Below are 12,930 nucleotides of genomic sequence, written 5' to 3'. Positions count from 1 at the left end.
GATTAGTAATCAGCAGGTGTTCATCTATGATGAATGACAGATAGGGGGTAGGAATATGCAGAGATATAAAGAAGGCCATTGGGCAGAAAAAATAGTAATTGCTATTTTAATCATTGCTTTAATTGAAATTATCTTTTTTCGCTTTCATGAAATTCTTTTTAGCATATTATTTTCGGGAATTTGTATTTATTATGGCTATTCCCGTTATTCTAAACTATTTGGGAAAATGATATTTTGGATGGGTATAATATCAGGTCTTATAGGCTTAATTAATCTATTCATTGTCAGGCTCATTTTCTTTATTCTTCTTCTCTATTTTATTTCTCAACATCTTCAAAAGAGACGTGAACCTATTCAAATCAAACCTAAAGAATCGTTTGAACAGGAAAAACAGAATGGTGAAATATCTAAGCCTGTGATTACGAATAGAATTTTTGGAAGTCAGCAAACTCCTGAGTACGTATACGAATGGAATGATCTGAATGTGATAAGCGTATACGGAGATACTCATATCAATTTGAGCAATACAGTCTTACCTAAGGAAATATCAGTCATTTCGATTCGGAATGGTATTGGGGACATTGAAATATTTGTACCGTACGATGTTGGTGTGCAAATATCCCATACCTGTTTATATGGAAAAGTGCGTTTATTAGAAGAAAAGGAAAAAGAGCTTAGAAATCAGCAAATTATGTATAGGTCAGAAGGATATAACGAGGCTAGCTATAAAATAAAGGTCGTTACTTCGATTGGTGCTGGCAATTTGGTGGTGAAGTGGATATGAGTATACTAAAACGCCAATTACTGATCTGTATATCAATCTCTCTACTGCTATTTTTAACTATATTCTTATGTTATTATGTAATCTTTTTCTCCTCTGATTGGACTCCTCTATATGAGAAGAAAATCTTTAATGTGCCATTTCTGTTATTTGCGCTAAGTATTGCCCTGTTGTTTGGTGTCTTGTTCGGAATTGCAAGCGGGTTATTCTATAAATCTGAAATAAATCAGTTAAATGATACATTACGAAGTGTGAACCTCGGGGAAAACCTTTCGGAAAAAGAGATTAAGACAAAGGAGTTATCTGAATCTGTCGAGAAAGTAAAACAAATCCAGACAGTCCTTCTTGATCAGGCAAAACGTTCTCAGGCTCTGGCTACTGAAAATTCAGTGGAACAGGAAAAACGAGTTCAGGCAATGGTTAAAGAGGAGAGAAACAGATTGGCCCGAGAACTTCATGATTCTGTCAGCCAACAGCTTTTTGCTGCTTCCATGCTTATGTCAGCTATCAATGAATCAGGTGGGGATGAAGAGACAAGGGAGAAAAAACAGCTTAGGATGGTTGAAAGTATGATTCAACAGTCCCAATTAGAAATGCGGGCCTTACTTTTACATCTCCGTCCTGTACATTTAAAGGATAAAAGCTTGAAGGAAGGCGTAGATAATCTTTTGAGCGAACTCAAACAAAAAATCCCTTTTACGGTAAAATGGAAGGTAGAAGATCTGGAATTGGAGAAAGGGATTGAGGATCATCTATTTAGAATCCTCCAGGAATCCGTTTCGAATACATTACGGCACGCTAAAGCACAATTATTGGAAGTGTATATTATTCAGCATGAACGTTCTTTAATTATGAGAGTGATCGATGATGGTGTTGGATTTACCGCAGATGAAGCAAAGGCTGGCTCTTACGGGTTGCAAAATATGAAAGAGCGGGCGATAGAAATTGGCGGCATTCTAAAGGTGGTTTCGGTACCAAAGCAAGGCACGCGAATCGAAGTAAGAGTACCATTAGTGAATGTAGGTGAGAAAGTATGATAAGAGTATTGTTTGTAGATGATCATGAGATGGTTCGTATAGGTGTTTCTGCTTATTTATCTTCTTTATCCGACATTGAAGTGGTAGGGGAAGCGGAAAATGGACTTAAGGGTGTCGAAATGGCATTGAGCCTAAAGCCTGATGTAATATTGATGGATTTGGTGATGCCAGAAATGGATGGAATTGAGGCAACCAAGCAGATTCTTGCGAAGTGGCCGGAGGCAAAAATAATCATTGTGACGAGTTTTGTTGATGATGAAAAAGTGTACCCTGCTCTTGAAGCAGGTGCAATCAGCTATATGCTAAAAACATCGAAAGCAAGTGAAATAGCAGATTCGATACGCGAAACCTATAAGGGGCAATCCGTTCTGGTACCGGAAGTGACAGATAAACTCATGTCTAAATTTAGGAATGCAAATAAAAGAGATTTGCACGAAGATTTAACATCTAGAGAAATGGAAATTTTATTATTAATGGCGGAAGGCAAGACGAACCAAGAGATAGCAGATCAATTATTTATTGCACTTAAAACAGTTAAAACGCATGTGAGCAATATATTAGGTAAACTTCAGGTTCAGGACCGTACCCAGGCAGTAATTTATGCTTTCCATCATAAATTGATAAAGTAGATTACCGATTGAATGAGTATGCTAATCAATTGTGTTAAGATCATTTTTGTTATGATTTTTAATAATAAATAGTAAAGCTCAACTCCCACTGTTCTAGTACAAATAGATTTGAGTTTTATTTTATTGGTGGGTATATATTCAAGTATATAGTGAGTTGGGTATTCCATAATCAGAAATAGATTTCGTTGGTAGATTCAGCTGTAGAATCTATCAATATCAAAGGAAAGATAAATATAAATCCATTTTAGTAAGTAGTCTTTACTGCAGAATAGTGTAGGATACTATCAGATGGGAATAACAATATATCACTCCCTTGCCGACAGAAGAGGGGATTTTTTGTGTATTTTTTAAATTTCCATAGAAAGATAGTTTCGTATTCGGGTAAGATAAATAATGTAAAGGAGCAGAAAGAAGGTATAAAATAAAATGATTGATCAAGCACAACAAGGAGTTAAACAAAAAATAAAGAAGGAAAAAATATGGACAAGAGATTTTGTCTTCATTTGTATTACAAACTTCCTGATCTTTTTAGGTTTTCAAATGACCTTGCCGACAATTTCGTTGTACGTTAAACATCTAGGTGGAAGTGACCAGCTTATAGGAGCGGTAGTCGGGATTTTCACATTTTCAGCTTTGCTGATTAGGCCCTTTGCCGGCAAGGCATTAGAAACGAAGGGAAGACGAATTGTCTATTTCGGAGGTTTAATTGTTGTTATCCTTACCCTCGGGTCATTTGGCTTTATGGCAAGTATTGCTTTGCTGTTCATGATGCGGATTATTCAAGGATTGGGTTGGGGAGCATTAACTACAGCTACTGGTACGGTTGCTTCAGACTTGGTTCCGGCATCAAGACGGGGGGAAGGAATGGGTTACTTTGGGCTGTCCGGAAATATTGCGATGGCTATTGGGCCATCTCTTGGTCTTGCTTTGGTTGTTATGATGCCATTTAATCAGTTTTTCTTAATTTGTGCTATTCTAGGAATTATTGCTCTTCTGGTAGCAACGCAGATTAAGTTCAAGAAAGCTGAGAAAGTGACAGTACAGCCAACCGGTAAGAAGATACTTGATTTATATGAAAAAAGCTCGTTAAAACCATCCATACTGGCATTTTTCATCACATTTACTTTTGGGGGAATAGCTACTTTTCTTCCTTTATATACAACACAAAAGGGAATCGATGGAATCCAGTGGTATTTTGTTATCTATGCATTATCTGTTATGTTGACAAGAACGTTTGCCGGGCAATTATATGATCGCAAAGGGCACAAGGCTGTATTTATACCGGGGACATTATTAATTTTTATTGCTATGCTATTACTATCCTGGTTGCCTAGTACGAGCATGATGTTGTTTGCGGCTTTCCTTTATGGATTTGGCTTTGGTAGTGTTCAGCCAGCCTTGCAGGCATGGGCAATTGATCAGGCTCCTCAAAATCGAAAAGGAATGGCTAATGCTACATTTTACTCGTTCTTTGACTTAGGCATAGGGATAGGAGCCGTGATTTTCGGACAGATTGGACATTCATTTGGCTACAGCAGCATTTATATGACAGCGGCTGTGTCCGTATTCATGTCGATGGTTATTTACGTACTTATAACCCGTGAGAAAGCAGTTCGCTAATTGCTTAATTACGTATAAAAATCCAGGTGAGTCATTGATCACCTGGATTTTTTATATAGATGCTCTTTTCTCTTTTTTTACCGGATGAATGTGATTGGAAGAGGATATTTCAGTTGAGGTATCCAAGCAGATTATTAACCTACCATTTGCTAATAAAGAAATTGTGACTATTATAAAAGAACTTGGTTTCACTGAAACGATTGGTCAGATCGATGGAAGAATCACTTCGATAGAATTTGGTAATTATTTCCGTTATAATAAGAGGGATTTTATAATTGGTTGGGGGAGGTTTGAGGATATGTATGATGTTATAGTTATTGGAGCAGGACCAAGCGGTGCGAGTGCTGCATTATTCACTGCCAAAGCAGGTAAAAAAACATTAGTGTTGGATAATGATAAAAGTGTCACTAAACGTGCCTGGATTGAAAATCACTATGGTGTAGAAGAAATTGCTGGACCTGATCTTATTGCTATCGGTAAAAAACAGGCTGAGAAATTCGGCGCTGAATTCAAGGTTGCAACCGTTGAAAAAATAGAGGTGGCGAATGATGGAGTTATCATTCAAACGGAAGAATCCAGCTATATGGCAAGTGAAGTTATCTTGGCTTCCGGTTTGTTAGTTGACCTCGCTGAAGCTTCAGGCATCAAAACAAAGGATGGTACTGAACCGCGTATTAAAAAAGTGATTGATGTCGATGATTCCGGTAAAACCTATCTTGATCATGTCTGGGCAGCCGGCACAGTTGCTGGTGTGAGCATGCATACAATTATAACAGCAGGGGACGGAGCAAGAGTCGCGATAAATGTAATCAGTTCTCTGAATGGGGAACGTTATGTTGACCACGATATTCTAAAATCTTAAATTAAATGAATTGTAGAATGATATGGTAACGGCTCATTAATGGGTCGTTCTTTTGTTTGACTCTGTTTGTAGATAATGTTCGTTTTTGAATTCTCGTTCTTATTCAACTAAGGCGAAGATTAGTTGAATAAGAGAAGCGATGCTTTTATGTCGTATTTGACCAAAATTATGCAGTAAGAGGAGCTAGATTAACAGAGTCATTTATGAATAACAACCCTAGTGCCAATTGGAACTCTAGATGATAATTCTAGAACATCATGATTAAACATCCTAATACAACCATGTGAGACATTCTTACCGATTGAAGCTGGGGTATTTGTTCCATGTATACCGTAATGAGGCTTTGACAAACCCATCCAAAGAACTCCGAATTGTCTTCCAGGATTACGTTGTTTATTAATTATCTTGTATGTCCCAGTAGGTGTTGGTGATAACATTTTTCCAACTGCAATTGGGTAAGCTTTTATCAGCCTATTTCCGTCAAAAAGTTTTAATTGATGTTTCGATGTTGATATGTCAATCCATCTCGCCATGAATAACAACTCCAATTTTTAATATTGTATGAAGTAATTTAGGTATTTGTTAATTAACAGACATTAGCAGCAATATATACGAACAGAGCCCTTTGTTTAGTACTAATTTGTACAGCTTCCAGGTACTGAGATAGAAGATAACTGCATATAAAAAGCCAATCTTCTTCTCAAAGATTGGCATGAATCTGTTTAATTATTTTCAGATAACTCGGCATCTATTTCTGCTAAAAGCTCGCCTGCTTTACGATCATTTATCACGAGGTCTGCATAAAAATCAAAATTAGTAGGCTCTAAATTAATAATAACCAGTTTCGCACCATTTTGCTTAGCAATTAAAGGGAACTGATTAGCAGGTGTCACTGATAACGATGATCCGAGAACAATAAACAGGTCTGCTTTTTCACTTTCAGCCTCAGCCATCATGAATGGTTTTTCAGGCAGCATTTCACCAAATAAAATGACGGATGGACGAAGCTTACCGCCACACTCACATTGATAGGATTCATTTAAATACATTTCACTGCCATATTCCTTACCGCATGTTTGGCAATGCACCTTTTGTAAGGTTCCGTGCAACTCTGCTACTCGATTGCTGCCGGCTTCCTGGTGGAATCCATCCACATTTTGCGTGATAATACTTTGTATAATACCTTCCTGTTCCCATTTAGCGAGAATAGAATGGCCTTTATGTGGGCCGTGTTCCTTCACTCCTACCACACGCTGGCGATAAAATTCAAAAAATTCTTTGACATTTTGATTAAGTGCATCTGTACTGGCAATAGTGCCTGGATCTTGCTTCTTCCACAATCCGTTATTAGTTGAGCGGAAATCTGGTAATCCGCTTTCAGTCGAAAAACCTGCACCTGTGAAGATAACGGTGTAGTTAGATTCTTTTAATAAAGTAGCTAGTTTGGACAAAATATTTGCCTCCTATTTTAGATCCTATATAAATGGTTATTTCATCATTATATCATGAGCCAATCGGCTATTATAAATCATTGGTTTCGCGAAAATACAACGCGTTTTATGAGAGAATAGAAGAAACTATTCGAATAATCGAGAATCAGCTTCGAACGTGGAGTTTCTATTCGCATTTTTATGTTATAAAAGAGGACCCAAAAATGAGTTTGATTAAAGCGAGCAGGTTTATGAGTTTGATTCTTCGTCACAAACCGGAATCGATCGGAATAACCCTGGACGAGCATGGATGGGCGAATGTCGAGGAATTGATTAAGGGTATTTCTAAAAAATATCCTTTTGATATGAACATCTTAGAGGAAATTGTGCGAACCGATGATAAGCAGAGATACGCTTTTAATGAGGACAAGACGCTTATTCGAGCAAATCAAGGACATTCCATTTCGGTTGATGTAGAGCTGGAAATCGTGGACCCACCGGAGTTTTTATGGCACGGTACAGGAGAAAAGTATACAGAATCCATTGAACGTATTGGACTGATTCCTAAGAGTCGTTTGTATGTTCATCTATCATCTGATGAAGAAACGGCAATCAATGTAGGAAAACGCCATGGAAAACCGGTTGTGTATCGTGTACGAAGTGGTGAAATGATGAAACAAGGATATGTGTTTTATCGATCAAAAAATCATGTTTGGTTAACAAAAACAGTACCGGTTGAGTTTTTGGAGGGCAATGAAAAAGATAAAAGAGGGATGTAACATTTAGTAGATGTGTTAGCTAGAACTCTTAACAAAATCTCATCAAAATATTTCTTGCCCCTTCGTTCTGCGATGATTTATAACAACTATTTTAGAAATCTGGATCTAATTGTACTTTTCTAAAAAGGGGTTTCATTCAATATTGTCGAATGTAGGAAACAAGGGGAAGGCGGCTGATTGTAAATTACAAGAAATAATGAGGTGGGAATAAATGGATAAAAATGTACGTGAGCTTCTGGATAATGCTATTGCGATGCGGGAAGATGGTCGTGCAAAACAGGATTCGGCTATCTTAAATCATGCACTTAATCTTCTGTTAAATCTATCAGAAAATGATCCGGAAAATGCAGAAATAAATTATCAAATTGGGATTGCCTTTGATAATTCTGGGTTATGTAAAAAAGCAATTCCATACTATGTTAAAGCAATCGAAAAAGGTCTATCCGGTACTAATCTACAAAGATGTTTCCTTGGTTTAGGAAGCAGTTACCGGATTTTGGGATATTATAAAAAAGCTGTTGACATCCTTCATCGTGGTGTGACGGAATTTCCTGAACATCGAGCCCTGCAAGTCTTTTATTCTATGGCATTATATAACACAGGGGAATATAAAAGGGCTATGGAAATTGTCTTAATGAATCTAATGGAAACTACAAATGATGAAATCCTTCAGTACTATAAGCGTGGTATTTCATACTATGCCCAGCACCTTGATGAAATTTTAGATTTAGACAATCCTTAAATCGGAATTACCTCACCCTGTAGGTAGAATAGGCTAACTGTATATAACCTTTTTACTTAGAAGAAGCATTCTATATGATTGGACAGTGATCTCTGGTTGCCATGTATGTTTCGTGGACGATCGATGTGATTTACGGTTGGTGCAATTGGAGTATTAAATAAAGAAGAAGTAAAATAATAGTTACTAAAAAATTCAAGAATTTAAAAAGGGCAAGTCATAGTGACGGCCCTTCTATTGTTATTGGTACAAGTTATAAAGAATAAAGGACTGTATCAAGATTATGGATTTAACTGATTGATGCTATTACTTTTCTTGATTTCGTCACGAATTTCCTTTAGATATTCATTTTTTTGTTTCATTAACTTTAAGATAGTAAGTGCTACATAAATAATAAAAACGATAATTCCTAAGTATACCAATATAGAAATAAATCCAAATAAAGATGCCACAAACATAAGTTAACCACCTCCAGACAATAATGATTTTACCTTATTTTTCCTCGTAATCTATTGTTTTTTTAAAATATATTTTCGACTTGTGTCTAAAATGACAAGTTTAAAATGTACCATTTACTCATTTCCGCGGTATCAAAATTTGATCGATATCTAGAATATTTATTACGCCTTCATGAGGCAATCAGCCATTCTCATTCTTTGAAGAGTAGGCTTACTTTCAAAGAATGGAAGTTACAATGGATATTATTTGAAATTTTTCATATTTTCTCTTGAAACTTTAGCGCTGAGAAGTGATAATAGTTTATATTATCTGAAAATTAAACATAGGGGATATGCAGAATGAAAGTAGTTAAATTTGGGGGAACTTCTCTTGCATCCGGTGAGCAGTTGAATAAAGTTTTTGAGATTGTCGTATCAGATCCACAACGTAAAATTGTGGTAGTTTCGGCACCAGGTAAACGATTTTCATCCGATACAAAAGTGACTGATTTGCTCATTGCATGTGGAGAAAGCTGGTTAAATGGGGCTTGTGATCAATACTTATTTGATATGGTTATTGATCGATACCGATTAATAGCAGAAGATTTATCTATTTCAGGCTCTGTCGTCGAAAGAATTAAAGCTGATTTATTGGAAATTCTTAATGGAGACCTAAGTGATAAGGGGCAGTTTATGGATGCCGTTAAAGCCAGTGGAGAAGACAATAATGCCAAATTGGTAGCTGCTTTTTTCCAAGCCAGAGGTGTTGAGGCTGAATATATGAATCCTCGTGAGGCAGGATTAATCGTCAGTGATGAGCCGGGGAATGCTCAGGTTTTAGCAGAATCGTATGCCAATCTGTATCATTTAAGAAATAAAAAAGGAATCGTCATATTTCCAGGATTCTTTGGTTATACAACGGATGGAAAGGTGATGACGTTCCCGCGGAGCGGCTCGGATATTACAGGTGCAATTCTGGCTAATGCAGTTAAAGCTGATTTATACGAAAATTATACAGATGTTGATGCCGTATTTTCTGTTAATCCAACGATTATTAATAAACCAAAGGAAATCAGTGTATTGACGTATCGAGAAATGCGTGAACTTTCCTATGCTGGCTTTAGTGTTTTACATGATGAAGCATTAATTCCCGCCTTTAAAGCAGGGATTCCAGTGAATATTAAAAATACGAATAATCCGTTATCTCCTGGGACCATGATTGTGAATAAAAAAGAGTTAACCAATGGTCCGGTTGTCGGTATTGCAAGTGACAATGATTTTTGCAGCATTTATGTTAGCAAGTATTTAATGAATAGAGAAATAGGCTTTGGACGTAAACTTCTTCAAATCCTTGAGGATTTAAAGTTGTCCTATGAGCATGTTCCTTCTGGAATTGATGATTTGACTGTTATTTTAAGACAGAATCAAATGGACTCTGAGCTTGAAGGGATTATTAGAAACCGGATTATAGAGGAATTAGAGGCTGACGAAGTGAAAATTGAACACAATTTATCCTTGATTATGATTGTAGGAGAGGGAATGCGTTCGAATGTTGGTACGGTTGCCAGGGCATCCAAGGCTTTGTCTGATGCCGGCATCAATATCGAAATGATCAATCAGGGGTCTTCTGAAGTCAGCATGATGTTTGGTGTGAAAGAACTTCAGGAAAACCGAGCAGTGGCTGCTCTTTACAATGAATTTTTTACCAGTGTGAGCGTGTAAGGAAAAGTGGTAAATCCATTATAGAAATGTTTCATGATGTCATTTACGAAAGAACAAAACATTTCTATATTAATAGGATACTAACCGGAGTGGTTGATGCAGGGACGGAGGAACCGATATGGTAAAGGCAATCATGTTTGACCTCGATGATACATTGTTATGGGATCAAAAAAGTGTTCAGGAAGCCTTCAGGGTAACCTGCAGGTTGGCTATAAACAAATATCAGATTGATCCAGTGCAGCTGGAAGAATCAGTAAGAAAGGAAGCCGCTAAACTGTACAGCTCCTATGAAACATTCGCATTTACACAAATGATTGGGATAAATCCATTTGAGGGGTTATGGGGCGATTTTCAGGACAACCATGAGCAATTTCAAATAATGGCTCAAATTATGCCGCTCTATCGCAAGGATGCGTGGACGAATGGATTGAAAGCATTGGGAATAGAGGATGCGGATTTAGGCAAGGAATTAGCAGAAAAGTTTCCTGAAGAAAGAAGAAAACATCCCTTTATTTATGAGGATACCTTTGAAGTGCTGGACCAATTAAAGGGATGTGTTAAGCTTCTTTTACTGACAAATGGCTCACCGCAATTGCAAACAACAAAACTGGAAATAACACCTGAAATAGCTCCTTATTTCGATCATATTGTTATTTCAGGGGATTTTGGACAAGGGAAGCCGGCTCCCGAACTCTTTGAACATGCTATAGGGTTATTAGAGGTTGAAAAAGAAGATGTCCTAATGGTTGGAGATAATCTGATGACAGATATTCTCGGTGCCAATCGGGCAGGAATAAGATCTGTTTGGGTAAACCGCTATCTTAAAGTAACGGATCAAGTGAAGCCTACCTATGAGATTAAGAAACTGGCAGATTTACTACCATTGCTGCAGGAAATATAACTATGACCTGAATTAAATTTTACAAAGTGTCGCGGAGACCAATTCATCCTTTAGGGGTAAAACCCCGGGGTTGAATTGGTTTTTTACTTTTAGCTGTTTTCGTAGTGATGATTTATCTTTACTTACTTCAGTAAGACTATATTTTAAAAGTGCCTATTTTTGCGACTATCAGTATTCATATTGACCCAATAGCTCCTTGACATCGGATATGTAAATAGCTACCATGAGTACATTGCAATTTTACAATTATTGGTGGGTTAGTTTAAATATATCTTGAAAAGTCGGTGTATAGCTGTGGGGGAATTAAGAAATAAATGGACTGAGGAAACTAAGTTATTGATAGCTGCGACGGTGTTGCTGATCATTTATTTGTCTCCGATGTTTATACTTGGTGAAAATTCTCATATACGGGTGCATGATAACTTAGATTCCAATATCGCTTGGTATAAGGTTCTGAAGGATAATCAAATGCTGTTTGGGCCGATAAATGAGACTATTCCACAAATCATTAATGGTTTGCCGAGGAATGCAATTGGAACCGAATTCAGCGGAATTGAGTGGCTCCATTATTTAATACCATCCATGACGGCATATTCAATCAGTCAGGCGATTACCAGGATCTTTGCGTTTATAGGCATGTACCTCTTACTTAAAAAGCATTTTGTTAGAAAAGAGGAATATGGCTTTATTCGTGTATTCGTTGCACTGGCCTTTGCTTTGACTCCTTTTTGGCCATCCGGAATGCTTGCAACATTAGGTCATCCATTAGCCTTGTATGCTTTTTTAAATATTAGAGGCAGAGATAGTAAATGGACGGATTGGCTCATTTTAATCCTACTGCCTTTTTATTCGAGCTTTGTCCTGGGGTTCTTTTTCTTCCTGGTGGCTATGGGATTGCTTTGGCTTTATGATTGGATCAAGAAAAAAGACCCTAATTGGAAGTTCTTCGGCAGTATTGCTTTAATGACTTTTATTTACTTGTTGATTGAATATCGCTTGGTTTATTCTTTAGTATTTCCTGAAGAGCCCAACAGCCGGGATGAATATTTCAGCTCAGCATTAGGATTTGCGCGATCTGTACGGCTTATATTTAAAAATTACATAATTGGACATAATCATGTATTAACGCTTCATCAATATATTATTTTGCCTGTGTCATTTATAGCTTTATGGTTTATTTATCGGAATAAGCTTTGGAAAAGTGAGAAACGCTATGTGCAGCTGTTTATTTTGAATTTTATTTTGTCTGCGTGGTATGCGTTTTGGTTTTATGAGGGATGGGCATCCTTGAAAGAACAAATTTCACTTTTAAATAATTTTAATTTTGCCCGTTTTCATTTCCTGAGACCGTTAGTTTTGTACTTATTGTTTGCCCTGTCCTGCCGCATTCTTTGGAAAAATGGAGGGGGATGGAGGCAGTTTTCAAAAGGGGTCATTGTTGCTCAGCTGATTGTCTTATTTATGTACAATCCGGAAGTGTATTATGGAAGACTGAATGCACCGACTTTTAAGGAGTTTTATGCTGTTGACCAATTTACTGAGATTAAAGATTATATTGGAAAACCTCAGGATACGTACAGAGTGGTGAGTATAGGATTACATCCTGCCATTGCTCAATATAATGGCTTTTATACCTTGGATACGTATAACAATTACTATCCATTAGCGTACAAGCATCAGTTCCGAGAAATTATTGAGGGTGAGCTGGATAAGAACGCTCAGCTTAAAAAATATTTTGATAAATGGGGCGGGCGTTGTTATATTTTCGTGGATGAGCTTGGAAAGAAATATGATTACGAAAAAAATACATCCAAAACAATAAAAAATTTAGAGTTGAATACGAATGTACTGAAAGAAATGGGCGGTCAATATATAATCTCAGCTGTACCTATTGTGAATGCAGAGGAGAATAACCTTGAATTGATGGATGTTTTTGATCATGAAGATTCAGCGTGGAAGATCTATCTATATCATGTCATGTAAAGGAGTTACT

General features: G+C 37.0%; 13 protein-coding genes. 10 read left to right on the top strand and 3 right to left on the bottom strand.

Features of this window, described 5'->3' with window-relative positions:
• Positions 1–55 precede the first annotated feature (55 nt).
• From liaF to AC4D4A_RS07405, 5 genes are all read left to right on the top strand, one after another.
• Positions 56–784 (top strand): cell wall-active antibiotics response protein LiaF, encoded by a 729-nt coding sequence (gene liaF, locus AC4D4A_RS07425; protein ID WP_490995307.1) that lies wholly within the window; start codon positions 56–58, stop codon positions 782–784.
• Positions 781–1,818, top strand: a complete 1,038-nt coding sequence (locus AC4D4A_RS07420; protein ID WP_490995306.1) for a sensor histidine kinase — start codon at positions 781–783, stop codon at positions 1,816–1,818. Before liaF ends, AC4D4A_RS07420 begins: the two co-directional genes overlap by 4 nt.
• Entirely contained in the window at positions 1,815–2,447 is a 633-nt protein-coding gene (locus AC4D4A_RS07415; RefSeq protein ID WP_490995305.1) for a response regulator, read from the top strand. The genes AC4D4A_RS07420 and AC4D4A_RS07415 overlap by 4 nt, the downstream gene beginning before the upstream one ends.
• A 426-nt stretch (positions 2,448–2,873) precedes the next feature.
• Positions 2,874–4,067, top strand: coding sequence for an MFS transporter (locus AC4D4A_RS07410; RefSeq protein ID WP_490995304.1), 1,194 nt, complete (start codon positions 2,874–2,876; stop codon positions 4,065–4,067).
• 298 nt (positions 4,068–4,365) lie between these two features.
• A complete protein-coding gene (locus AC4D4A_RS07405; RefSeq protein ID WP_490995674.1) occupies positions 4,366–4,929 on the top strand; it encodes an NAD(P)/FAD-dependent oxidoreductase in 564 nt (187 codons plus the stop codon).
• A 197-nt stretch (positions 4,930–5,126) separates the two neighbouring features.
• Here AC4D4A_RS07405 and AC4D4A_RS07400 read toward each other — a convergent pair whose 3' ends face one another.
• Both AC4D4A_RS07400 and AC4D4A_RS07395 read right to left on the bottom strand, forming a co-directional pair.
• Complete coding sequence (locus tag AC4D4A_RS07400; protein ID WP_490995303.1) at positions 5,127–5,462, bottom strand: L,D-transpeptidase; 336 nt, start codon at positions 5,460–5,462, stop codon at positions 5,127–5,129.
• 189 nt (positions 5,463–5,651) lie between these two features.
• Positions 5,652–6,380 carry an NAD-dependent protein deacylase gene (locus tag AC4D4A_RS07395; protein WP_490995302.1) on the bottom strand — a complete coding sequence of 243 codons (729 nt, stop codon included), beginning with the start codon at positions 6,378–6,380 and terminating at the stop codon, positions 5,652–5,654.
• Between the two features lie 203 nt (positions 6,381–6,583).
• On the opposite strand from AC4D4A_RS07395, the gene AC4D4A_RS07390 reads away from it, so the two are divergent.
• Together AC4D4A_RS07390 and AC4D4A_RS07385 are read left to right on the top strand one after the other, a co-directional pair.
• The gene (locus AC4D4A_RS07390; RefSeq protein ID WP_490995301.1) at positions 6,584–7,138 is read left to right on the top strand and encodes an RNA 2'-phosphotransferase; all 555 of its coding nucleotides are present in this window, start codon (positions 6,584–6,586) and stop codon (positions 7,136–7,138) included.
• 211 nt (positions 7,139–7,349) lie between these two features.
• Positions 7,350–7,880, top strand: coding sequence for a tetratricopeptide repeat protein (locus tag AC4D4A_RS07385; protein ID WP_490995300.1), 531 nt, complete (start codon positions 7,350–7,352; stop codon positions 7,878–7,880).
• Positions 7,881–8,158: 278 nt separating this feature from the next.
• Here the strand turns inward: AC4D4A_RS07385 and AC4D4A_RS07380 are convergent, their stop codons facing one another.
• Entirely contained in the window at positions 8,159–8,335 is a 177-nt protein-coding gene (locus AC4D4A_RS07380; RefSeq protein WP_490995299.1) for a hypothetical protein, read from the bottom strand.
• A 339-nt stretch (positions 8,336–8,674) separates the two neighbouring features.
• Here AC4D4A_RS07380 and AC4D4A_RS07375 point away from each other — a divergent pair, with 339 nt between their 5' ends.
• The 3 genes from AC4D4A_RS07375 (at position 8,675) to AC4D4A_RS07365 (ending at position 12,920) form a co-directional block, all read left to right on the top strand.
• Positions 8,675–10,036: an aspartate kinase gene (locus tag AC4D4A_RS07375; protein ID WP_490995298.1), complete on the top strand. Its 1,362-nt coding sequence runs from the start codon at positions 8,675–8,677 to the stop codon at positions 10,034–10,036.
• Positions 10,037–10,154: 118 nt separating this feature from the next.
• Positions 10,155–10,937 (top strand): HAD family hydrolase, encoded by a 783-nt coding sequence (locus tag AC4D4A_RS07370; RefSeq protein ID WP_490995297.1) that lies wholly within the window; start codon positions 10,155–10,157, stop codon positions 10,935–10,937.
• A gap of 294 nt (positions 10,938–11,231) precedes the next feature.
• Positions 11,232–12,920 (top strand): DUF6044 family protein, encoded by a 1,689-nt coding sequence (locus tag AC4D4A_RS07365; RefSeq protein ID WP_490995296.1) that lies wholly within the window; start codon positions 11,232–11,234, stop codon positions 12,918–12,920.
• Positions 12,921–12,930 lie beyond the last annotated feature (10 nt).

The organism is Pradoshia sp. Z5_111, assembly GCF_058267535.1.
Note: the sequence above shows the minus strand (reverse complement) of the source record. Positions and strands in the feature narration are given on the sequence as shown.

Coding starts and splice junctions, on each gene's coding strand:
- AC4D4A_RS07370 (WP_490995297.1), top strand. CDS start 10,155: ATGGTAAAGGCAATCATGTTTGACCTCGATGATACATTGTTATGGGAT.
- AC4D4A_RS07400 (WP_490995303.1), bottom strand. CDS start 5,462: ATGGCGAGATGGATTGACATATCAACATCGAAACATCAATTAAAACTT.
- AC4D4A_RS07420 (WP_490995306.1), top strand. CDS start 781: ATGAGTATACTAAAACGCCAATTACTGATCTGTATATCAATCTCTCTA.
- AC4D4A_RS07415 (WP_490995305.1), top strand. CDS start 1,815: ATGATAAGAGTATTGTTTGTAGATGATCATGAGATGGTTCGTATAGGT.
- AC4D4A_RS07405 (WP_490995674.1), top strand. CDS start 4,366: ATGTATGATGTTATAGTTATTGGAGCAGGACCAAGCGGTGCGAGTGCT.
- AC4D4A_RS07390 (WP_490995301.1), top strand. CDS start 6,584: ATGAGTTTGATTAAAGCGAGCAGGTTTATGAGTTTGATTCTTCGTCAC.
- AC4D4A_RS07380 (WP_490995299.1), bottom strand. CDS start 8,335: ATGTTTGTGGCATCTTTATTTGGATTTATTTCTATATTGGTATACTTA.
- AC4D4A_RS07410 (WP_490995304.1), top strand. CDS start 2,874: ATGATTGATCAAGCACAACAAGGAGTTAAACAAAAAATAAAGAAGGAA.
- liaF (WP_490995307.1), top strand. CDS start 56: ATGCAGAGATATAAAGAAGGCCATTGGGCAGAAAAAATAGTAATTGCT.
- AC4D4A_RS07385 (WP_490995300.1), top strand. CDS start 7,350: ATGGATAAAAATGTACGTGAGCTTCTGGATAATGCTATTGCGATGCGG.
- AC4D4A_RS07375 (WP_490995298.1), top strand. CDS start 8,675: ATGAAAGTAGTTAAATTTGGGGGAACTTCTCTTGCATCCGGTGAGCAG.